Source organism: Pseudomonas monteilii NBRC 103158 = DSM 14164 (assembly GCF_000730605.1).
Lineage (GTDB): Bacteria > Pseudomonadota > Gammaproteobacteria > Pseudomonadales > Pseudomonadaceae > Aquipseudomonas > Aquipseudomonas monteilii.
This window is the reverse complement of record NZ_BBIS01000055.1, coordinates 31,601-52,949: the sequence shown is the minus strand read 5'-3', so window position 1 is coordinate 52,949 and position 21,349 is coordinate 31,601. Positions and strand designations below refer to the sequence as shown.

The 21,349-nt window shown below is 61.4% G+C and carries 18 protein-coding genes; 3 read left to right on the top strand and 15 right to left on the bottom strand.

Features of this window, described 5'->3' with window-relative positions; all coding sequences use genetic code 11:
* Positions 1-67: 67 nt before the first annotated feature.
* From rpoD to rpsU, 3 genes are all read right to left on the bottom strand, one after another.
* On the bottom strand, positions 68-1,918 hold the full coding sequence (rpoD, locus tag PM2_RS25025; RefSeq protein WP_016715757.1) for an RNA polymerase sigma factor RpoD: 1,851 nt from the start codon (positions 1,916-1,918) through the stop codon (positions 68-70).
* A 67-nt stretch (positions 1,919-1,985) separates the two neighbouring features.
* Positions 1,986-3,968: a DNA primase gene (gene dnaG / locus PM2_RS25020; RefSeq protein ID WP_028699059.1), complete on the bottom strand. Its 1,983-nt coding sequence runs from the start codon at positions 3,966-3,968 to the stop codon at positions 1,986-1,988.
* A gap of 301 nt (positions 3,969-4,269) precedes the next feature.
* Positions 4,270-4,485, bottom strand: coding sequence for a 30S ribosomal protein S21 (gene rpsU, locus PM2_RS25015; RefSeq protein WP_003255575.1), 216 nt, complete (start codon positions 4,483-4,485; stop codon positions 4,270-4,272).
* 204 nt (positions 4,486-4,689) lie between these two features.
* Here rpsU and tsaD point away from each other — a divergent pair, with 204 nt between their 5' ends.
* On the top strand, positions 4,690-5,715 hold the full coding sequence (tsaD, locus tag PM2_RS25010) for a tRNA (adenosine(37)-N6)-threonylcarbamoyltransferase complex transferase subunit TsaD (RefSeq protein WP_016715759.1): 1,026 nt from the start codon (positions 4,690-4,692) through the stop codon (positions 5,713-5,715).
* 3 nt (positions 5,716-5,718) lie between these two features.
* Here the strand turns inward: tsaD and plsY are convergent, their stop codons facing one another.
* A complete protein-coding gene (gene plsY, locus PM2_RS25005; protein ID WP_016715760.1) occupies positions 5,719-6,288 on the bottom strand; it encodes a glycerol-3-phosphate 1-O-acyltransferase PlsY in 570 nt (189 codons plus the stop codon).
* Between the two features lie 74 nt (positions 6,289-6,362).
* On the opposite strand from plsY, the gene folB reads away from it, so the two are divergent.
* Positions 6,363-6,719: a dihydroneopterin aldolase gene (gene folB / locus PM2_RS25000; RefSeq protein WP_016715761.1), complete on the top strand. Its 357-nt coding sequence runs from the start codon at positions 6,363-6,365 to the stop codon at positions 6,717-6,719.
* A complete protein-coding gene (gene folK, locus PM2_RS24995) occupies positions 6,710-7,219 on the top strand; it encodes a 2-amino-4-hydroxy-6-hydroxymethyldihydropteridine diphosphokinase (protein WP_016715762.1) in 510 nt (169 codons plus the stop codon). The genes folB and folK overlap by 10 nt, the downstream gene beginning before the upstream one ends.
* 120 nt (positions 7,220-7,339) lie before the next feature.
* Here the strand turns inward: folK and PM2_RS24990 are convergent, their stop codons facing one another.
* From PM2_RS24990 to PM2_RS24940, 11 genes are all read right to left on the bottom strand, one after another.
* Complete coding sequence (locus PM2_RS24990; protein ID WP_016715763.1) at positions 7,340-8,455, bottom strand: multifunctional CCA addition/repair protein; 1,116 nt, start codon at positions 8,453-8,455, stop codon at positions 7,340-7,342.
* Between the two features lie 55 nt (positions 8,456-8,510).
* The gene (locus PM2_RS24985; RefSeq protein WP_016715764.1) at positions 8,511-10,079 is read right to left on the bottom strand and encodes a SpoVR family protein; all 1,569 of its coding nucleotides are present in this window, start codon (positions 10,077-10,079) and stop codon (positions 8,511-8,513) included.
* A complete protein-coding gene (locus PM2_RS24980; protein WP_016715765.1) occupies positions 10,076-11,350 on the bottom strand; it encodes a YeaH/YhbH family protein in 1,275 nt (424 codons plus the stop codon). The genes PM2_RS24985 and PM2_RS24980 overlap by 4 nt, the downstream gene beginning before the upstream one ends.
* Positions 11,351-11,480: 130 nt before the next feature.
* Positions 11,481-13,403: a PrkA family serine protein kinase gene (locus PM2_RS24975; RefSeq protein ID WP_016715766.1), complete on the bottom strand. Its 1,923-nt coding sequence runs from the start codon at positions 13,401-13,403 to the stop codon at positions 11,481-11,483.
* Between the two features lie 284 nt (positions 13,404-13,687).
* Complete coding sequence (gene glpE, locus PM2_RS24970) at positions 13,688-14,020, bottom strand: thiosulfate sulfurtransferase GlpE (RefSeq protein ID WP_016715767.1); 333 nt, start codon at positions 14,018-14,020, stop codon at positions 13,688-13,690.
* A 14-nt stretch (positions 14,021-14,034) separates the two neighbouring features.
* A complete protein-coding gene (locus PM2_RS24965; RefSeq protein ID WP_016715768.1) occupies positions 14,035-14,901 on the bottom strand; it encodes a symmetrical bis(5'-nucleosyl)-tetraphosphatase in 867 nt (288 codons plus the stop codon).
* On the bottom strand, positions 14,901-15,281 hold the full coding sequence (gene apaG / locus PM2_RS24960; protein WP_016715769.1) for a Co2+/Mg2+ efflux facilitator ApaG/CorD: 381 nt from the start codon (positions 15,279-15,281) through the stop codon (positions 14,901-14,903). The genes PM2_RS24965 and apaG overlap by 1 nt, the downstream gene beginning before the upstream one ends.
* Before the next feature lie 144 nt (positions 15,282-15,425).
* Positions 15,426-16,226: a 16S rRNA (adenine(1518)-N(6)/adenine(1519)-N(6))-dimethyltransferase RsmA gene (rsmA, locus tag PM2_RS24955; protein WP_028699058.1), complete on the bottom strand. Its 801-nt coding sequence runs from the start codon at positions 16,224-16,226 to the stop codon at positions 15,426-15,428.
* A complete protein-coding gene (gene pdxA, locus PM2_RS24950) occupies positions 16,223-17,212 on the bottom strand; it encodes a 4-hydroxythreonine-4-phosphate dehydrogenase PdxA (RefSeq protein WP_016715771.1) in 990 nt (329 codons plus the stop codon). The genes rsmA and pdxA overlap by 4 nt, the downstream gene beginning before the upstream one ends.
* The gene (gene surA / locus PM2_RS24945) at positions 17,209-18,528 is read right to left on the bottom strand and encodes a peptidylprolyl isomerase SurA (RefSeq protein WP_033724242.1); all 1,320 of its coding nucleotides are present in this window, start codon (positions 18,526-18,528) and stop codon (positions 17,209-17,211) included. Before surA ends, pdxA begins: the two co-directional genes overlap by 4 nt.
* On the bottom strand, positions 18,509-21,310 hold the full coding sequence (locus tag PM2_RS24940) for an LPS-assembly protein LptD (RefSeq protein WP_028699057.1): 2,802 nt from the start codon (positions 21,308-21,310) through the stop codon (positions 18,509-18,511). The genes surA and PM2_RS24940 overlap by 20 nt, the downstream gene beginning before the upstream one ends.
* Positions 21,311-21,349 lie beyond the last annotated feature (39 nt).

The following is a 21,349-nucleotide window of genomic DNA, read 5'->3' as shown; positions in this document are numbered from 1 at the left end:
CAGTGGAAGCCGGGCTTTATGTTTCGGGTCACTAAAGAAAAACCCCGGCCTGGGCCGGGGTTTGTCTTCACTCGTCGAGGAAGGAGCGCAGGTGCTCGCTGCGAGTCGGGTGGCGCAGTTTGCGCAACGCCTTCGCTTCGATCTGACGGATACGCTCACGCGTTACGTCAAACTGCTTGCCCACCTCTTCGAGGGTGTGGTCGGTGTTCATGTCGATACCGAAACGCATGCGCAGCACCTTGGCTTCGCGTGCGGTCAGGCCCGAGAGCACGTCGCGGGTGGCTTCCTTGAGGCTTTCGACCGTGGCAACGTCGATCGGGGACTGCATGGTCGAGTCCTCGATGAAGTCGCCCAGGTGCGAATCTTCGTCGTCACCGATCGGGGTTTCCATGGAGATCGGCTCTTTGGCGATCTTCAATACCTTGCGGATCTTGTCCTCAGGCATTTCCATGCGCTCGCCCAGCTCTTCCGGGGTCGGTTCACGGCCCATTTCCTGCAGCATCTGGCGGGAAATACGGTTGAGCTTGTTGATCGTTTCGATCATGTGCACCGGAATACGGATGGTGCGTGCCTGGTCGGCGATCGAACGGGTGATCGCCTGACGAATCCACCAGGTGGCGTAGGTCGAGAACTTGTAGCCGCGACGGTATTCGAACTTGTCCACCGCTTTCATCAAGCCGATGTTGCCTTCCTGGATCAGGTCGAGGAACTGCAGGCCACGGTTGGTGTACTTCTTGGCGATGGAGATCACCAGACGCAAGTTCGCCTCGACCATTTCTTTCTTGGCGCGGCGGGCCTTGGCTTCACCGATCGACATGCGACGGTTGATTTCCTTGATCTCGGCAACGGTCAGGCCGGTTTCGGTCTCAAGGTCGATCAGCTTCTGCTGGCAGGCAACGATGGCGGCGTCCTTTTCACCCAGGGCAGCAGCCCACTTGGTGTTGCGCTTGGCCAGGTCACCGCTCCAGGTCTGGTCGGTTTCGTTGCTTGGGAACATGCGCAGGAAGTCGGCACGCGGCATGCGGGCGTCACGCACGCACAGCTGCATGATGGCGCGTTCTTGCTGGCGCAGGCGGTTCAGGGCATCACGTACACGCTCGACCAGTACCTCGAACTGCTTCGGTACCAGCTTGATCGGCATGAACAGGTCGGCCAGTGCCTGCAGGGCCTCGACGCTTTCCTTGTGGGTGCGACCGTTTTTCTTCAGGACCTTGGTGGTCGCCTGAAGCTGCTCGGATACCGCACCGAAGCGCTGGGCTGCGACAACCGGGTCCGGGCCGCTTTCGGCCTCTTCCTCGTCGTCACCGCCTTCGGACTCTTCTTCTTCGTCGTCGGACTCTTCTTTCGCAGCGGCGGCCTTGGTGCCAGGGATCGGCACTTCTTCGGTCGGTGCTGCGATGTTGTCGTCAGGGTCGATGTAACCGCTGAGAACGTCCGACAGACGGCCACCCTCGGTGGTGACGCGGTCATATTCGCCGAGAATGTAGTCGACAGTGCCCGGGAAGTGGGCGATAGCGCCCATGACCTCACGGATGCCTTCCTCGATACGCTTGGCGATTTCGATTTCGCCTTCGCGGGTCAGCAGCTCGACGGTACCCATTTCGCGCATGTACATGCGCACTGGGTCGGTCGTGCGGCCGATATCGGTTTCAACTGCCGCCAACGCAGCAGCGGCTTCTTCGGCCGCGGCTTCGTCGGTGTCGGCTTCCGCCAACAGAAGGGCATCCGCATCCGGAGCACTCTCGAATACGTTGATCCCCATGTCGTTGATCATGCGGATGATGTCTTCCACCTGTTCCGGATCTGAAATATCCTCAGGCAGGTGGTCGTTGACCTCCGCGTAAGTCAGGTAGCCCTGCTCACGACCGCGGGTGATCAACTCTTTGATACGAGACTGCTGTTGCGCTTTTCCGGACATAACACCCTATCCACTGAAGGTCTTGGCGGGCAAAAAACAAGCCGAGGATTATACCCGAGCATGGGCCTCACGCGCCAGATGAGGTCGGCGTTTGTGCGGGAACATTCCGGCTCAGCAGGGCGAGGAGCTGGGTTTTTTCCTCGCTGGTCAATTCGCTTTGACGTGATTTCCTGAGCAGTTGTTCCAGGCTGCGCTCGCGTTGGCGGGCGGACAAGCTAGTTATAGTGTCGAAAAACTGTTGTTCAAGGTTGTCGGCCACGATCAACCATTCCTTTTCTGCCAGCGCCCGCAGCAGCCGGCCCTGTTCGGTGCCGTGCCAACGTGCGATCAGCTGCATTGAGCTTAGCCCAGGATTTTTCTGCGCGGCTTCGATCAGCGCCACCAGCAGCTGGCTGTACAGGTGTTCTTCGTCGGCAAAATGGCTGGCGTCTTCCACCTTGCCGGCCAGCAGCGGGTGGTGCAGCAGGGTGCGCAAGGCCGCCAGGGTAGGTGGCTCGACCGGGGCCGGTACGCGCGGTGGCGCTTCGTCGCGTTGCTGCCAGGGTTTGCCGCCTTTGCGGTTCTTGTCCCAAGGCTTGTCGCTCCATTGCTTCTTGCCGCCGCCCTTGTTCGGCTTCCACTGCTGTCCCTGATGAACAGGGGCGTAGTCGTGCTGCGGCATGTCGCCGAAGTCGGGGGTGTAGCTGGCCATGGCGTCGTAGTCGTAGCCAGGGTCGTAGTCCGGCACGCTGTTGGCCGCGGGTGCCTGTTGCGCCAGTTGCTCGACCTGCTGCGGGTCGAGGCCGGTGATTTCCTTCAGACGGTTGCGCATCAACTGGCGCAGGTTGGCGCCAGGGATCTTTTCGATCAACGGTGCGGCCAGGGTCGCCATGTGCGCCTTGCCTTCCAGTGAGCGAGGGTCGGCTTCGACACTCAGCTGCTCGAAGAAGTAGTCAGCCAGTGGCTGGGCGTGCTGGTTGATACGGGCCTTGAAGGCATCGGTGCCTTCGGCGCGCACCAGGCTATCCGGGTCTTCGCCTTCGGGCAGGAACAGGAAGCGCGCGCGGCGGCCGTCCTGCAGGTTCGAGAGGGTCGACTCCAGCGCACGCCAGGCGGCCTTGCGCCCGGCCTGGTCGCCGTCGAAGCAGAACAGCACGCTGGGCACCACGCGGAACAGCCGCTTGAGGTGCTCTTCGCTGGTGGCGGTGCCCAAGGTGGCCACGGCATTGCGCAAGCCTTGCTGGGCCAGGGCGATGACGTCCATGTAGCCCTCGACGACGATGATTTCGTCGAGGTTGCGGTTGTGCTTGCGCGCCTCGTACAGCCCGTACAGTTCCTGGCCCTTGTGGAACACCGGGGTTTCCGGGGAATTCAGGTACTTGGGTTTGTCGTCGCCGAGCACCCGGCCGCCGAAGGCGATGATGCGCCCACGGCTGTCGCGGATCGGGAACATCACCCGGTCGCGGAAGCGGTCGTAACGCTTGCCGCTTTCGGCGTTCTCGATCAGCAGGCCGGCGTCGATCATCACTTTCTGCTGCAGGGTGTCGGCACCCAGGTGCTTGAGCAGGTTGTCCCAGCCTGGCGGGGCAAAGCCCAGGCCGAAGTCGCGGGCAATTTCCCCGGACAGGCCGCGGCCTTTGAGGTAGTCCACCGCCGCCTTGCGGGTCGGGTGGCTGCGCAGGGCCTGGCGGTAGAACTCCGAGGCGGCATCCAGTAGCGGGTACAGTGGCGAGTCGGTGGGCTGGCGCGGCTTGTGGTCGCGGCGGCCCTGTTCGCGGGGCACTTCCATGCCGGCTGCGCGGGCCAGTTCCTCGACGGCCTGGGGGAAGTCCAGATTGTCGTGGTCCATGACGAAGCCCAGGGCGTTGCCGCCGGCGCCGCAGCCGAAGCAGTAGTAGAACTGCTTGTCGGGGCTGACCGTGAAGGAGGGGGTTTTCTCCTTGTGGAACGGGCAGCAGGCGGAGTAGTTCTTGCCGGTTTTTTTCAGCTGGACGCGCGAACTCACCACGTCGACGATGTCGAGGCGGTTGATCAGGTCGTCAATGAAGCTCTGGGGAATCAGCCCGGCCATGGCAGTCTCGTCATCTGGCAACTGGCAAGTCTAATCGCTCACGCGCCGAATGGGGCGAGTGTTGCTTGGGGAAGTGCGAGGGAGTGTGCTCGTCGCCGGCCCTTGAGGGCCCGTCAGTCGGACGTGCACGTCTGGTCATACAACAAGGAAGACCAGCTCTGACGTTTCAGGCAGGTTGCCCATGTGCAGTTCGCATGACGCTTGTGCAGGGCCTTGAGCTAGCTGCTCAAGTTTGAAACGACCACTGCCATCGCCCGGCGGTTAGCCGGGCAGGGCAGAAGCTTTGCGTTGAACGCCTGTATTAGTACAGACGAACGGCGCGGCGCTGTTCGCGCTGAACTTTCTTGGCGTGACGCTTAACAGCGGCAGCTGCTTTGCGCTTACGCTCTGCGGTCGGCTTCTCGTAAAACTCGCGGCTACGAACTTCAGCCAGTACACCGGCTTTTTCGCAGGAGCGCTTGAAACGACGCAGAGCTACGTCGAAGGGTTCGTTCTCTTTAACTTTGACGGCTGGCATCCAGGGCTACCTTAATTCATTACCGGGGTAGACGTGCTCCTGGCAAAACAAAGGTGTGCTGGAGAACGTCGGTTTTCAAGGGTTGCGGATGTTAACCCTTAGCAAGCCGGAATGCAAAGCCTCTGATCGAAAACCGCTGGTCGGCATCCGACACGGGGACTATCATGCGCGGCTTCGAATTCAGCCCCCACAAGGGACGAACCCATGCTAGTACTGGGATTGGAAACATCCTGCGACGAAACTGGTGTCGCATTATACGACAGTGAACGCGGTTTGTTGGCCGACGCACTGTTCAGCCAGATCGACCTGCACCGCGTGTTTGGCGGTGTGGTGCCCGAGCTTGCCTCGCGTGACCACGTCAAGCGCATGCTGCCGCTCATCCGCCAGGTGCTGGACGAGGCCGGCTGTGTCGCCACCGAGATCGACGCCATCGCTTACACCGCAGGCCCTGGCCTGGTCGGTGCTTTGCTGGTGGGTGCCTCCTGCGCCCAGGCACTGGCCTTTGCCTGGGACATTCCGGCAATTGGCGTACACCACATGGAAGGCCACTTGCTGGCGCCCATGCTGGAAGAAAACCCACCGGAGTTTCCGTTCGTCGCTTTGTTGGTTTCCGGCGGGCATACCCAGTTGGTTCGGGTCGATGGTATCGGCCAGTACGAACTGCTGGGCGAGAGCCTGGATGACGCTGCCGGTGAAGCGTTCGACAAGACCGCCAAGCTGATCGGTCTCAACTACCCTGGTGGCCCGGAAATCGCGCGCCTTGCTGAAAAGGGTGTGCCTGGGCGTTTCGTTTTCCCACGGCCGATGACTGATCGCCCGGGCCTGGAGTTCAGCTTCAGCGGCTTGAAAACCTTCGCCCTCAACACCTGGCAGCAATGCAAGGATGCTGGCGACGACGGTGAGCAAACCCGTTGCGACGTGTCCCTGGCATTCCAGCAGGCGGTGGTGGAGACTTTGACCATCAAGTGCAAGCGGGCGCTCAAGCAGGCTGGCCTCAAGCGCCTGGTCATCGCCGGTGGCGTGAGTGCCAACAAGGCGTTGCGGGCGTCCCTCGAGGACATGCTCGGCAGCATCAAGGGCAACGTGTACTACGCGCGGCCACAGTTTTGTACCGACAATGGCGCGATGATCGCTTACGCCGGCTGCCAGCGCCTGTTGGCCGGGCAGCAGCAGGACCTGGCCATCAGCGTGCAGGCACGCTGGCCGATGGAACAGTTGCCGCCGCTGTAGGTTTCAGAAGTGCCGTTCGCGCCCGGCAAACAGGTCGCGTAGGTTGCTGCGGTGGCGCCACACGATCATCACCGTCAGCACGGTGATCGGTAGCAGGGCTTCCGGCTCGCGCCAGGCCAGCAATGGCAAGGTCAATGGCGTGGCAATCAGCGCCGCCAGCGAGCTGGTACGGGTAAGGTAGAACGTCAGTAGCCAGGCGCCTATGGCCAGCAGCGCGGCCGGGAAGTACAGGCCCATGAGCATGCCGGCGGCGGTGGCTACGCCTTTGCCACCGCGGAAGCAGAAATACAGCGGGAACAGGTGGCCCAGCACCGCACACACGCCTACCCAGGCTTGCGCGTGCAGGTCCAGCCCGGCAAAGCGGGCAAGCAATACCGGCAAAAGGCCCTTGCACAGGTCGCCGAGCAGGGTCAGGATCGCCAGTTTACGGCCTGCCAGGCGTAGCATGTTGGTGGCGCCGGCATTGCCTGAGCCGCTGGAACGCGGGTCCGGGCTGCCCGAAAGGCGGCTTAGGACAATGGCGAAGGACAGCGAGCCGAGCAGGTAGGCGAGCAACGCCAGTAACCAAAACATGCTAACTATTCCGGGCGAGGACGCCCTGATTCTAACGGCGCCAGTCGCCCTTGTCGTGCTGTGGAGAGAAGTGCTTGGACAGAGTGTTCATCGAAGGCCTGGAAGTCGATACCGTCATCGGTGCCTATGACTGGGAGCGGGATATTCGCCAGTGCTTGCGCCTGGACCTGAGCTTCGCCTGGGACAACCGCCCGGCGGCGGCGGGTGACGACCTGAGCCTGGCGCTGGACTATGCCAGCGTGTCGGCGCGCGTCCAGGCGTTTGCCGAGCAGGCACGTTTCGAGTTGGTGGAAACCTTTGCCGAGCGCCTGGTGGCCACTTTGATGGAAGAGTTCCAGATCCCGTGGGTGCGGTTGAAACTGACCAAGCCGGGGGCGGTGCCGGCGGCCCGTGGTGGTGTAGGCGTGGAGATCGAGCGCGGATGTCTCTGAGCACGGTTTACCTGGGCCTTGGCAGCAACATCGACCGCGAGGCGCACTTGTGCGCCGGGCTCGATGCGCTGGCCGGTATTCTGACTGACATGCGCTGCTCACCGGCGTTCGAAAGCCAGGCGGTGGGGATCAAGAGCGGGCCATTCATCAACTTTGTGGTGACCGGGCAAACCGCGTTGCCCTTGATCGAGCTGGACCGCCGGCTGAAGTTCATCGAGGCCGACAACGGCCGATACGCGCCGGACCGCAAAGGGTTGCCGCTGGATATCGACGTGCTGATGTATGACGATTTGCACGGTACGTTCGATGGGCTGGTGCTGCCCAGGGCCGAGATCCTGAAGAACGCGTTTGTGCTGTGGCCGTTGTCGTTGCTGGCGCCTGAGCTGGTGCATCCGGGGGCGGGCAAGACCATGGCGCAGTTGTGGCAAGAGGCGCAGATCGATCAGGTGTTGGCGCCGGTCGCCTTTGAGTGGCGTGGATTGCAGTTGACACCGGCATAAGTCTGTACCGGCCCTTTCGCGGCCAAAGCCGCTCCTACAGGGATCGCGGGATGCCGAGCAAGCGCGGTCCCTGTAGGAGCGGCTTTGGCCGCGAAAGGGCCAGTACAGACAGCCGAAAAATCACCCTTCTGCAACACCGATGTAGGCTTCAATCGCCTTCAATCGCTCAGCCTTTAGGGCCTCGCCCAGTGCCTGGCCCGTCAGCCCGGCCTGCACCAAGGGCTTCACATCCACCGCTCGCGCTGCGGTGGATGCACCCCGCAGATAAGCTGCCTGTGGATAACCCTCCTTGCCATCACCCTGCGCCACCATCTCGCACGCGGCAATGAAGTCCTCGAACCGCTGCGGTCGCCGATACACATCGAACTTTTGCAACAGCTCCAGCAGTGCCGCAGCAGGTAAATCCAGCGCATGATTGCCCTGTGCCAGGCATTCCCCTGTCAGCAGTGCCAATTCCTGGCATTCCCGCGGGGCCTTGAGGCGCTGGTTGACGGCTTTTATCGATGCTGGTTCCAGCCCATGCAGCAGGCAGGCCCAGCGTATGTGCAGTGGCTGCTTGTGCAAAGCTGCTTGCTCCAGCGCCGCCAGGGCCTGGGAATCGTCTAGAAGCTCAGGCAGTAGCTCCTGTAGGGCATCGCACGCGCGCAGCACCTGGAAGAACACCTGCGGTTGGGCTTCCATTAGCGCCCGCTCGATTTCCTTCCAGCTACGTTCGGCAGTCAAGGCCTGCAGCTCGCCAGAGGCACTGATCTGACGCATCAGCTCCAGGGTTTCGTCGGCAACCCGGAAACCCAGTGGTGCATAGCGGGCAGCAAAGCGGGCAACGCGTAGCACACGCAAAGGATCTTCGGCAAACGCCGGGGAAACGTGGCGTAAAAGTCGTTGATCGAGATCGTCCTTGCCGTGGTAAGGGTCGTACACCGTGCCCGCCTCATCCTCGGCCATCGCATTGATGGTGAGGTCGCGGCGGATCAGGTCTTCTTCCAGGGTCACGTCAGGGCTGGCGTGAAAGGTGAAACCGCCATAGCCGCGCCCGCTCTTGCGCTCGGTGCGCGCCAGCGCGTATTCCTCGCCGGTTTTCGGGTGCAGGAATACCGGGAAATCGGCGCCGACCGGCCGATAGCCTTTGGCGAGCATTTCTTCGACGGTGGCGCCCACCACCAGCCAGTCGATATCGCTGACCGGGCGGCCGAGCAGGCGGTCGCGCACAGCGCCGCCGACTTTGTAGATGTGCATGTGCAGCTCTCCATAACGGCCGACAGGATAACCTGTCGGCCGTCAAGGCGTTGCACTAGAGGTGGTGGATGACCGCCAGGTCCATGCGACCGTAGTCCGCGCTTTCGCCGTGCTCGCCACGTGGCGGCATGTGATGGGTCTTCATCACCTGCTCACCTTGCACCGTTTCCAGGTGGATATCGAATCCCCACAGGCGGTGCAGGTGCTTGAGCACTTCATCGGTCGAGTCGCCCAGCGGTTTGCGGTTGTGCTGCTGGTGGCGCAGGGTCAGCGAGCGGTCGCCACGGCGGTCGACGCTCCAGATCTGCACGTTCGGTTCACGGTTACCCAAGTTGTACTGTGCCGCCAGTTGCTCACGAATCACCCGATACCCGGCTTCATCGTGAATCGCGGGCACCAGCAGGTCGTCGCGCTGGTCGTCATCAAGGATGCTGAACAGCTTGAGGTCGCGCATCACTTTAGGCGACAGGTACTGCAGGATGAAGCTTTCGTCCTTGAAACTGCTCATGGCGAACTTGATGGTAGAAAGCCAGTCACTGCCGGCAATGTCGGGGAACCAGCGGCGATCTTCCTCGGTCGGATTTTCGCACATGCGGCGGATGTCGGTGTACATCGCAAAGCCCAGTGCGTACGGGTTGATGCCGCTGTAGTACGGGCTGTCGAAGCCAGGCTGGAACACCACGCTGGTGTGCGACTGCAAGAACTCCATCATGAAGCCTTCGGTAATCAACCCCTCGTCGTACAGGTCGTTCATCAGGGTGTAGTGCCAGAACGTCGCCCAGCCTTCGTTCATTACCTGGGTCTGGCGCTGTGGGTAGAAGTACTGGGCAATCTTGCGCACGATGCGCACCACTTCGCGCTGCCAGGGTTCAAGCAGCGGGGCGTTTTTCTCGATGAAATACAGGATGTTTTCCTGAGGTTCGGCGGGGAAGCGCCCGTCATCGCGGTCGTTACCCTTATCCGCGCTTTTCGGAATGGTGCGCCACAGGTCATTGATCTGGCGCTGCAGGTGCTCCTCGCGCTCCTGTTGTCGACGCCGCTCTTCCTCGGCAGAAATGGGGTAGGGCCGCTTGTAGCGGTCGACGCCGTAGTTCATCAGGGCATGGCAGGAGTCGATCAGGTCTTCAACTGCATCAATGCCATGACGCTCTTCGCACTGGGCGATGTACTGCTTGGCGAACACCAGGTAGTCGATGATCGAACTGGCGTCAGTCCAGGTGCGGAACAGGTAATTGCCTTTGAAGAAACTGTTATGGCCGTAGCAGGCATGGGCGATTACCAGTGCCTGCATGCACATGGTGTTTTCTTCCATCAGGTAAGCGATACACGGGTCGGAGTTGATCACGATCTCGTAGGCCAGGCCCATCTGGCCACGGCTGTACGACTTTTCTGTGCTGAGGAACTGTTTGCCGTAGGACCAATGGTGATAGCCCAGCGGCATGCCGACCGAGGCGTAGGCGTCCATCATCTGCTCGGCCGTGATCACCTCGATCTGGTTGGGGTAGGTGTCCAGGGCGTAACGCTCGGCCAGGCGGCTGATTTCCCGATCGTAGGTCTGGATCAGCTCGAACGTCCACTCGGACCCGGTGGAAATGGGTTGGCGTCTCTGTGCTCTGGCGGTCATGTGGCTAACCTGCGCTGGAAGAGTTCACGGAAGACCGGGTAGATGTCGCCGGCCGATACCAGCTGCTGCTGAGCGAACGTATCGGGGTAGGCTTCACCGATGCGTTCGTATTCATACCACAGCGCCTGGTGCTCACGGGGGGTGATCTCGACGTAAGTGTAGTACTGCACATGCGGCATGATCTGCTTGGAGAGGATCTCGCGGCAGATGGGCGAGTCGTCGTTCCAGTTATCGCCGTCGGAGGCCTGCGCGGCATAGATGTTCCAGTCGCTGGCCGGGTAGCGTTCAGCCATGATCTCCTGCATCAGCTTGAGTGCGCTGGAAACGATGGTGCCGCCTGTTTCCCGCGAGTAGAAGAACTCTTCCTCGTCGACTTCCCGGGCGCTGGTGTGGTGGCGGATGAACACCACTTCGATGCGGTCGTAGTTACGCTTGAGGAACAGGTACAGCAGGATGAAGAAGCGCTTGGCGATGTCCTTGGTGGCCTGGGTCATCGAGCCGGACACGTCCATCAGGCAGAACATCACCGCCTTCGAGCTGGGATTGGGCTGCTTGACCAGCAGGTTGTACTTGAGGTCGAAGGTATCGAGGAAGGGCAGGCGGTTGATGCGCGCCTTCAAGCGTTCGATTTCCTGTTCGACTTCCTGGATATCGGTGAAATTGTCCGGTTCTTCGACCCGCAGGCGGGCGAGTTCCTTTTGTGCTTCGCGCAGCAGTGCGCGGCTGCTTCCGGTCAGGGCGATACGCCGGGCATGGGCCGAGCGCAGGGTACGAACGATATTGATGCGCGATGGGTTACCTTCATTGGCGATACCGGCGCGCACGGTCTTGAAGGTGTCGGTGCCTGTCAGGTGACGCTTGACCAGGTTGGGCAGTTCGAGGTCTTCGAACATGAATTCGAGAAACTCTTCCTGAGTGATCTGGAAGACGAATTCGTCCATGCCTTCGCCGGAATTACCGGCCTTGCCACGGCCCCCGCCGCCACCCCCGCCGCCTTGCGGCCTTGGGATGTGTTCACCTGCAGTGAATTCCTTGTTGCCAGGATGCACGATGGTCTGTTTGCCGCCGCGACCATGGTGTAGCACCGGTTCGTCGATGTCGCGACCGGGAATGCTGATCTGCTCGCCATGTTCCATGTCCATGATGGAACGGCGGCTTACCGCCTCTTCGACGGCCTTCTTGATGTGTTCGCGGTACCGCCGCAAAAAGCGCTGGCGGTTGACCGTGCTCTTGTTCTTGCCGTTCAGGCGTCGGTCGATAACGTAGCTCATGGTCCCTCCGGTAGCTGGGAACAGCTGCACGCTTCAAGCTACGAGCTGCTGCACGTCATGGCAGCAAAGCAGCTGCCGCCGCCCAAGGCCGGCATGGCAGCCTTGGGCGCGCGGTGTATAGCTTGTCGCTTTATTGCGATTTCCTGACCCGCAGGTACCATTCCGACAGCAGGCGCACCTGTTTGTCGGTGTATCCACGCTCCACCATCCGGGTGACGAAGTCGTTGTGTTTCTTCTGGTCCTCTTTGCTGGCCTTGGCGTTGAAGCTGATGACGGGCAGCAGGTCTTCGGTGTTGGAGAACATTTTCTTCTCGATCACGACCCGCAGTTTTTCATAGCTCAGCCAGCTTGGATTCTTGCCGTTGTTGTTGGCGCGTGCGCGCAGTACGAAGTTGACGATCTCGTTGCGGAAGTCTTTCGGGTTGCTGATGCCGGCCGGTTTCTCGATCTTTTCCAACTCCTCGTTGAGGGCGATGCGGTTGAGGATTTCGCCGGTTTCCGGGTCGCGGTATTCCTGGTCCTGGATCCAGAAGTCGGCGTACAGCACATAGCGGTCGAAGATGTTCTGGCCGTATTCGCTGTAGGACTCCAGGTAGGCCGTCTGGATTTCCTTGCCGATGAACTCGATGTAGCGTGGTGCCAGGTATTCTTTCAGGTAGCGCAGGTAGCGTTCGCGCACTTCCGCCGGGAACTGTTCCTGTTCGATCTGCTGTTCCAGCACGTACAGCAAGTGCACCGGGTTGGCGGCGATCTCGTGTGGGTCGAAGTTGAACACCTTGGACAGGATCTTGAAGGCGAAGCGGGTCGAAAGGCCGTTCATGCCTTCATCAACGCCAGCGGAGTCACGGTATTCCTGGATCGACTTGGCCTTCGGATCGGTATCCTTGAGGTTTTCCCCGTCGTAAACGCGCATCTTGGAATAGATATTGGAGTTTTCCGGCTCTTTGAGGCGGGAAAGCACCGTGAACTGAGCCAGCATCTTGAGCGTATCCGGCGCACAATGGGCCTTGGACAGCGAGCTGTTGACCAGCAGCTTGTCGTAGATCTTGATCTCATCGCTGACGCGCAGGCAGTACGGCACCTTCACGATGTAGATCCGGTCGATGAACGCTTCGTTATTCTTGTTGTTGCGGAAGGTATGCCACTCCGATTCGTTGGAGTGCGCCAGCAGGATACCGGTATAGGGAATGGCCCCAAGGCCTTCGGTACTGTTGTAGTTGCCTTCCTGGGTGGCAGTGAGCAAGGGGTGCAGGACCTTGATCGGCGCCTTGAACATTTCGACGAATTCCATCAGGCCCTGGTTGGCCCGACACAGCGCGCCCGAGTAGCTGTAAGCATCGGCGTCGTTCTGTGGGTACTCTTCAAGCTTGCGGATATCGACCTTGCCGACCAGGGCCGAGATGTCCTGGTTGTTCTCATCGCCGGGCTCGGTCTTGGCAATGGCGATCTGGTTGAGAATCGACGGGTAGAGTTTCACTACCTTGAACTTGGAGATATCGCCGCCAAACTCCTGCAGGCGCTTGGTGGCCCATGGCGACATGATGGTGTTCAGGTAGCGCCGTGGGATGCCGTACTCTTCCTCGAGAATGTCCCCATCTTCGGTGGCGTTGAACAAACCCAAGGGCGACTCGAACACCGGTGAACCCTTGATGGCGTAGAACGGCACCTTTTCCATCAGCTGCTTGAGTTTTTCGGCCAGCGACGACTTGCCGCCGCCCACCGGGCCCAGCAGATAGAGGATTTGTTTCTTCTCTTCCAGGCCTTGGGCGGCGTGACGGAAGTACGAAACGATCTGGTCGATGCACTCTTCCATGCCATGGAAGTCGGCAAAGGCCGGATAGCGGCGAATAACCTTGTTGGAAAAGATGCGCGACAGCCTGGAGTTGGTAGAGGTGTCGATCAGCTCTGGCTCACCGATGGCCAGCAACAGCCGTTCGGCCGCCGATGCGTAGGCACTGCGATCCTCTTTGCACAGCTCGAGGTACTCCTGCAGCGAGAGTTCTTCCTGGCGCGTAGACTCGAAACGTTGTTGGAAGTGGCTAAAAATACTCATGACGTCACCTCGCTCGATACGTGGAGACGACGCCGGATCAGTCAGCTGATGCTGGCATGCAACCGGGTTCGCCGATTGCTGTATACCCCCCAGAACACCCTGTAACGCTACCGATGACCCGCACGCCGGTGTACCGGCTCTCCCCTTTTTTGGATGGCCTGAGCTTAAGCGTAGTTGGTTATCTGCAAGGTCAAGGGGCGAGGTGGGCAGAAGTTACGAACGACCGTTCGTCAGATAAGCCGCAAGCCCGCACGGGGCGCGGGCTGCAGGAAAAATGAAAATATTTATTCGGCGCTGCCTTGGGCGGTCTCGGCCGGGTAGGTGGCGCGCCACAGTTCGAAGCCGCCGTCCACGCTGTACACGTTGGAGAAGCCTTGGCCTACCAGGTAGGCGGCAGCGCTCTGGCTGGAGTTGCCGTGATAGCAGACCACCAGGGTCGGGGCGTCGAGGTCGGCATTGCGGATGAACTCGGCAACCGAATGGTTATCCAGATGCTGGGCACCGGTGATGTGGCCGGCAGCGAAGGCCTGCGGGTCGCGAATGTCGACGACGACCGCACCTTCTTGCTTGCGAAGCTCCAAGGCCTGCTCGGGAGGGATGCGCTTGAATTCGCTCATGGGTACTACTTCCTTCAGGTGTGGTCGTTGAGTGTAGTGGGTTGTGTCGGCTGGCGCAGGGTGCCGTCGTCGGCGCAGTCGCAGCGGTGGTATTCGCCGCTGTCGACGTTGTACAGGGTCATGGCGCCGCCCCACACGCAGCCGGTGTCCAGTGCGATGACGCCTGGCGCGTCTGCGCGGCCTTCGAGGGCGGCCCAGTGGCCGAAGATGATCTTCACATGCCGCGAGCGGCGGTCCTTGTGTGCGAACCAGGGCTTGTAGCCCTTGGGCGCGGTGCCCAGGCCCTCTTTGCTCTTGAGGTCGAGCTTGCCCTCGGCGGTGCAGAAGCGCATGCGGGTGAAGTAATTGGTGATGACCCGCAGGCGTTCGACGCCGGTGAGGTTCTTGCTCCACTTGTTCGGCTCATTGCCGTACATGCCATCGAGGTAGAGCTTCAGTCGGCCATCGTCGCGCAGTACTTCTTCCACCTCTGCCGCCAGACCAAGTGCCTGGCCGAGCGTCCACTGTGGCGGGATGCCGGCGTGCGCCATGGCAATGCCGCGTGCCTCGTCGTAATGCAGCAGCTTTTGCTGGCGCAGCCAGTCGAACAGTTGATCGGCATCCGGCGCTTCGATGATTTCGCGCAGGGTGTCGCTTTTCTTAAGGCGCTCGACGTTGTGCCAAGCCGCCAGTAGGTGCAGGTCATGATTACCCAACACGCAGACCAGCGACTGGCGGATCGAGTACAGGAAGCGCAGGGTTTCCAGCGACTCGGGGCCGCGGTTGACCAGGTCGCCGACCAACCACAGGCGGTCGACGGCCGGGTTGAAATTGACACGTTCAAGCAGGCATTTGAGAGGTTGCAGGCAGCCTTGCAGATCGCCGACGGCGTAGGTGGCCATCAGTGCAGCGCCCCGGGCACCGCCAGGCGGAAGGGCGCGATTTCGGCGTCGAAGCGCTTACCGTCTTCGGCGAACATCTGGTAGCTGCCCTGCATGGTGCCCACGCGGGTGCTGATGACCGCACCACTGCTGTAGGTGTGGCTCTGGCCCGGGTCGATGTTGGGTTGCTGGCCAACCACACCGGCGCCGCGCACTTCCTCGACTTCGCCGTCACCGTTGGTGATCAGCCAGTGCCGCGACAACAGCTTGGCCTTGAGTGAGCCGTTGTTCTGCACGGTGATGGTGTAGGCGAACGCGAAACGACTGTTCTCCGGGTCGGATTGTTCATTCAGGTAGCGGGTCACGACGCTGACGTCGATTTGATAGCGGGGGTCGGACATGCAAGGGCCTTGGGCGAACTGACGCAATAATGCAGTCTAGGCCATTGGGAGGGGGGAGGGCCAGCGCCGAGGGGGCTTGAGGGCTAGGTTGGATATGCTGGCCTCTTCGCGGGCTTGCCCGCGAAGAGGCCGGTACAGGCGAAATCAGGCTTGCTGATCAGCCAACTGATCGGCCAGGCGCACAAAGGCCGCCAGATCCAGCTGTTCAGGGCGCAGGCTGCCATCCACGCCGGCGGCTTCGATGGCTGCGCTGTCGAGCAGGCCCTTCATGGTATTGCGCAGGGTCTTGCGGCGCTGGTTGAACGCCTCGCGCACCACCTGCTCCAGCAGCTTGGCATCCTTGGCCGGGTGTGGCAGCACTTCGTGCGGTACCAGGCGGACGATGGCCGAGTCCACTTTCGGCGGCGGGTTGAAGGCGCCAGGGCCTACGTTGAACAGGTGCTCGACCCGGCAGTGGTACTGCACCATGATCGACAAACGCCCCCAATCACCACCACCGGGGCCGGCGGCCATGCGCTCGACCACTTCCTTCTGCAGCATGAAGTGCATGTCACGGATCAGCCCGGCATGGCTGAGCAGGTGGAAGATCAGTGGGGTGGAGATGTTGTAGGGCAGGTTGCCCACCACCTTGAGGCTGCGCGGCGGCACGCCGAGCTGGTTGAAGTCGAACTTCAGGGCGTCACCCTGGTGCAGGCGGAAGTTGCTGCGGTCAGCGAACTTGTGCTGCAGGATCGGCACCAGGTCTTTGTCCAGTTCCACCACATCCAGCTGTGCACCGCTGCCCAGCAGGCCTTCGGTCAGGGCGCCCTGGCCCGGGCCGATTTCCAGCAGGTGTTCGCCGGCCTTGGCGTTGATGGCACGCAGGATGCGGTCGATGATGCCGGCGTCGTGCAGGAAGTTCTGGCCGAAGCGCTTGCGCGCCCGGTGTTGGTATTGCTCGTTCATGGTCGGTTCTCGGCCATCTGGTAGGCGGTTTCCAGCGCGACGCGCAGGCTGCCGGTGTCGACCTTGCCGGTGCCGGCCAGGTCCAGGGCGGTGCCGTGGTCGACCGACGTGCGGATGATCGGCAGGCCCAAGGTTACGTTGACCGCAGCGCCGAAGCCTTTGTACTTGAGTACGGGCAGGCCCTGGTCGTGGTACATCGCCAGCACCGCGTCGCAGTGCTCCAGATATTTGGGGGTAAACAGGGTATCGGCCGGCAGTGGCCCGCGCAGGTCCATGCCTTCGGTGCGCAGGCGGGCCAGGGTCGGCTCGATGATGTCGATTTCTTCGCGGCCCAGATGGCCGCCCTCGCCCGCATGCGGGTTGAGGCCGCACACCAGAATACGCGGGTTGGCGATGCCGAACTTGTCGCGCATGTCGGCATGCAGGATACGGGTTACACGCTCCACGCGCTCGGCAGTGATGGCGTCGGCAATATCACGCAGTGGCAGGTGTGTGGTCACCAGGGCCACACGCAAGCCACGGGTGGCCAGCATCATCACCACCTGTGCGGTGTGGGTCAGTTCGGCAAGGAACTCGGTATGCCCGGAGAAGGCGATACCGCTTTCGTTGATAACACCCTTGTGCACCGGGGCGGTGATCATCCCGGCGAAGTGCCCGTCCAGGCAGCCTTGGCCTGCACGGGTCAGGGTCTCCAGCACGAACGCGGCGTTGGCTTTGTCGAGCTGGCCTGGCGCTACTGGGGCAGCGAGGGGGGTATCCCAGACGTAAAGGCTGCCTGCGGGTGCCGGCTGGTCGGGCCATTGGCCTGGGGCTACCGGCAGCAGGCTGACAGCCAGCCCCAGCTGCGTGGCCCGCTCGGCGAGCAGGTCACGGCTGGTGATGGCGATCAGGGGGTGGGGCTGGGCGTCTGCGGCGAGCAGCAGGCACAGGTCGGGACCTATGCCGGCTGGTTCGCCGGGAGTGACGGCGAAGGGCAGGGGCTTCACTGGGCGGCCTGGTCAGCGCCAGGCAGCTTGATTTCAACGTAGGCTTCGTCGCGGATCTGGCGCAGCCAGGTTTGCAACTCTTCGTCGTACTTGCGGTTACGCAGAACGCTCAGGGCCTGCTGTTCGCGGGCCTGCTCGGTGCTGTCGGTGGCGCGGCGGCCCAGCACTTCCAGCACATGCCAGCCGTACTGGGTCTTGAACGGCTTGGTCACCACGCCTTGCTGGGCATTGGCCATCTGTTCACGGAACTCCGGTACCAGGCTGTTCGGGTCTACCCAGTTGAGGTCGCCGCCGTTAAGCGCCGAGCCTGGGTCTTCCGAGAAGCTCTTCGCCAGTTCGCCGAAGTCTTCGCCGTTCTTGATGCGTTCGTACAGGCGCTCGGCCAGTTGCTCGGTGGCCGCATCGCTGCGGATCTCGCTTGGCTTGATCAGGATGTGGCGTACATGCACTTCGTCACGCAGCACGTTCTCGCTGCCCCCGCGCTTCTCCTCGAGCTTGAGGATGATGAAGCCGTTAGGGATGCGGATAGGCTGGGTGATTTCGCCGACCGGCATGCTGCTGAGCATCTTGGCGAAGTCGGGTGGCAGCTGGCCGGCTTTACGCCAGCCCATTTCGCCGCCTTCCAGGGCGTTTTCGCTGGCGGAGCGGGCAATGGCCAGTTGGCCGAAGTCGGCGCCTTGCTTGAGCTGCTGGTACACATCGCCAACCTGGCGCGCCGCCGCCTGGATGGCTTCCGAGTTGGCGCCTTCCGGGGTCGGGATCAGGATGTTTGCCAGGCGGTACTCTTCCGACATCTGCATCTTGCCCATGTCGGAGTTGAGGAAGTTCTTCACTTCCTGCTCCGACACCTGGATGCGCTCGGCCACACGGCGCTGGCGCACGCGGCTGATGATCATCTCGCGCTTGACCTGCTCGCGGGCGTCGTCGAACGACAGGCCGTCGTGGGCCAAGGCAGCACGGAACTGGTCCAGCGACATGCCATTGCGCTGGGCAATGGTGCCGATGGCCTGGTTCAGCTCTTCGTCGGTGATGCGGATGCCGGAACGTTCGCCGATCTGCAGTTGCAGGTTTTCGACGATCAGGCGCTCCAGTACTTGCTGTTCCAGGGCACCGGTCGGCGGTACACCGCCGCCGCGCTTGGCGATGGTTTGCTGTACCTCGTGGACACGCTGGTCCAGCTGGCTTTGCATGACCACGTCGTTGTCGACGATGGCCACCACGCGATCAAGAGGTTGCACCGCGGCATGCACCGCGCCACTCAGCAATGCAACGCCCAGCAACGCCGGGCGCAGTCGATCAATAAGCTTGGTCTTCACGTTCACGGTAACCTTGAATGCCTTGGTCGAGGAAAGATTCGACCTTGTTGCCAACTACGCCACCGAGGCCTTTCAGGACGATCTGAAGGAAGACACCGTGGTCGCCTTTTTCGTTCGCCGGGAGGGCTTGGCTGAAGTCGTCGTAATCGATCCAGTAGCGGTTGATCAGGCGCAGCTTCCAGCAGCAGTTGTCATACTCGAAACCGCCCATGGCTTCCAGGGTGCGGTTGCGGTTGTAGTCATGCTGCCAGCGAGCGATAACGTTCCACTGCGGAACGATCGGCCAGATGACCGAGAAATCGTGCTGCTGGATCTTGTAGTAATCCTTGATGTAGTTCGCGCTGCCTGGGGTGCCGTAGTCGCCACCACCCACTCGCCACTGACCGGTAGTGGAATCGTAGGAAATGGTGTCGTTACGGTAGCGATAACCGAGGTTAAGCACCTTGTTCGGGTTGTCTTCAGGCTGGTAATGGAACATCGCACTGCCCGAGCGGGTGCTGCGGCTGTCCGGGTCCCAGTTGAAGTCCGAGTTGAAGCGCCAATCGCGGTTGAAGTAGTAGTTGTACAGCAGCGCGTATGGCGACACGTCGGACTGAGAGTCGGTACGGGTGCGGTAGTCGATACCTGGCAGCTGGACCTTGCGGTCCTTGAAGTAATAGGCCTGGCCGATACTGAAGTTCTGGCGCTCGAAGCCGTTTTCTTCGATAAAGCGGGTTGTCACGCCAAGCGAAAGCTTGTTCTCGTCGCCGATGCGGTCGGTGCCGCTGAAGCGGTTGTCGCGGAACAGCGAGTCGTAGCTAAACAGGGTTTCGCCCGAATCGAACAGCGGGATGTCCCTCTGGTCCTTGTACGGCACGTTGAGGTAGAACAGGCGAGGTTCGAGGGTCTGCTTGTAGTTGGTGCCGAACAACGACGTGTTGCGGTCGAAGTACAGGCCGCTGTCCACGCTGAAGATCGGCACGTCGCGGTTCAGCGAGCTGTTGTAGCTGCCATACGCCGGGTTGGCGGACTGCGTGATCGCTTGCGCCTTGCCCTGGCTGTCCAGGTCGAGGTCGTAGTGGGTGTATGCGTACTTCAGCTTGGGGGTCAGGTAGCCATAGCTGGCTTCCATCGGCAGGCTGATCGACGGTGCGACGTTGAAGCGGTTGCCGTTGGCTCGGGCAATACCGCTGACGTTCTGGTCCAGACGACGGCCGGCTGCACCTGCCGAGAAATCTGGGTTACCGTCTTTGTCCCGTACGAAGTCGTCCTTCAGGTCGCGGTCGAAGCGTACCGCTTCGCTCTCGTAACCCAGAACTAGACCACCCGGGTTGTAAGGCAGTACGCCATTCAGCGTGATCTGCGGGAGGCGGTCGTATGGCGTAACCTGCGAAATGGTCGCCATTTCGTAGGCATGCACGTTCAAGCGTGCGGTGTAACCCTCGCCACGGTAAGTCAGCGCGCCCTGCTGATCCAGCAGATCCTTGCTTTCGATGCCGATCTGGTCGGACTCCAGGTCCTGGAAGTAGAACGGGTCGCTGATGTCGGTGTAGTCCACCTCGGTCATCAGGCGCTCGTCCAGCCCGCCCTTGTGCTGCCAGTTGACCATCCAGCGCTGATCTTTGTAGTCAGTCTGGTCTTTGCGGTCGTCGTTCTTGTCGTTCAGGTACGCACCACCGAACTGCCCTTCGCTGGACTTGGTGAGGTAGCGGAACTCGCCTTCCATCAGCAGGCCGCGCTTGGCCATGTAACGCGGGTACAACGTGGCGTCGTAGTTAGGCGCCAGGTTGAAGTAGTAAGGCGTCACCAGCATGAAGCCGGTGTCGCTGCTGGTGCTGAACGATGGCGGCAGGAAGCCGGACTGGCGACGGTCGTCGATCGGGAAGTAGATGTACGGTGTGTAGAACACCGGGAAATCCTTGACCCGCAGCGTCACGTTGGTCGCGGTACCGAAACCGGTGGCCGGGTTCAGGGTGATGTTGTTGCCCTTCAGCTGCCAGGCGTTGCTGCCCGGTTCGCAGGTGGTGTACGTACCGTCCTTGAGGCGGATGATGGCGTTTTCGCCACGCTTGGCGTACAGGGCACTGCCGCGAATGTGCGACTTGTGCATCACGTATTCGGCGTTATCGACCTGGGCTTCGCCCGTGTCGAGCTGAATCTGTGCCTCGTCACCGACCACCAGCGAGCCGTTGTCACGGATCTTGACGTTGCCCTTGAGCTCGCCACGGTTCTCGGTCTGGTAGAGGTTGGCCTCGTCGGCTTCGGCCTGCATGCTGCCCTGGCGCATCACCACGTCACCGGCGAGGGTAGCGATCTGCTGCTCCTGCTGGTACTTGGACACCTTGGCGTTGATGTAGGTCGGCGACTCGTCCTTCGGCGTGGTGTCGGCCATGCCCGGGCGGGTTGGCTCGATGTACGCACCCCCGCAGTACGGGCCGGTTTCGGCCAGCTGCGCGGCGGTGAGTTTTTCACGCGGAACCCAGTCCAGGTGGCTGTAGTCTTCGCTGCGCGACTTCAGGGCGCGGCCTTTGGCCTCGGTGACCAGCATTGGCCGGTCCGCGGTTTCGCCTTCGCTCGCGGCTTCGGTGCCGGTGCTGACAGCAGCACCCTCATGCACCGGGCGCGGCGGCAGGTTGTTGACCGGAGCCTTGGGCTTGCAGTCCCAACCACCGGCAGCGGACACTTGGCAGTCGAACTGTTCGGCTGCCACCACATACGACGTGGCCAGAGGTTGCAGGGCCAGCAGACCGCCGGTTACCAGCAACGGAAACTTTCTACGAAACGCGGGGGATTTCAATGCCATCTTATTAGTCCGGGCTTCCTGCGTGCCATCTGCCCGCGT

Coding starts and splice junctions, on each gene's coding strand:
- PM2_RS24990 (WP_016715763.1), bottom strand. CDS start 8,455: ATGCACATCTACAAAGTCGGCGGCGCTGTGCGCGACCGCCTGCTCGGC.
- PM2_RS24985 (WP_016715764.1), bottom strand. CDS start 10,079: ATGACCGCCAGAGCACAGAGACGCCAACCCATTTCCACCGGGTCCGAG.
- PM2_RS24965 (WP_016715768.1), bottom strand. CDS start 14,901: ATGGCCACCTACGCCGTCGGCGATCTGCAAGGCTGCCTGCAACCTCTC.
- rpsU (WP_003255575.1), bottom strand. CDS start 4,485: ATGCCAGCCGTCAAAGTTAAAGAGAACGAACCCTTCGACGTAGCTCTG.
- rpoD (WP_016715757.1), bottom strand. CDS start 1,918: ATGTCCGGAAAAGCGCAACAGCAGTCTCGTATCAAAGAGTTGATCACC.
- dnaG (WP_028699059.1), bottom strand. CDS start 3,968: ATGGCCGGGCTGATTCCCCAGAGCTTCATTGACGACCTGATCAACCGC.
- PM2_RS24980 (WP_016715765.1), bottom strand. CDS start 11,350: ATGAGCTACGTTATCGACCGACGCCTGAACGGCAAGAACAAGAGCACG.
- PM2_RS24940 (WP_028699057.1), bottom strand. CDS start 21,310: ATGGCATTGAAATCCCCCGCGTTTCGTAGAAAGTTTCCGTTGCTGGTA.
- tsaD (WP_016715759.1), top strand. CDS start 4,690: ATGCTAGTACTGGGATTGGAAACATCCTGCGACGAAACTGGTGTCGCA.
- PM2_RS24975 (WP_016715766.1), bottom strand. CDS start 13,403: ATGAGTATTTTTAGCCACTTCCAACAACGTTTCGAGTCTACGCGCCAG.
- glpE (WP_016715767.1), bottom strand. CDS start 14,020: ATGAGCGAATTCAAGCGCATCCCTCCCGAGCAGGCCTTGGAGCTTCGC.
- apaG (WP_016715769.1), bottom strand. CDS start 15,281: ATGTCCGACCCCCGCTATCAAATCGACGTCAGCGTCGTGACCCGCTAC.
- folK (WP_016715762.1), top strand. CDS start 6,710: ATGTCTCTGAGCACGGTTTACCTGGGCCTTGGCAGCAACATCGACCGC.
- plsY (WP_016715760.1), bottom strand. CDS start 6,288: ATGTTTTGGTTACTGGCGTTGCTCGCCTACCTGCTCGGCTCGCTGTCC.
- rsmA (WP_028699058.1), bottom strand. CDS start 16,226: ATGAACGAGCAATACCAACACCGGGCGCGCAAGCGCTTCGGCCAGAAC.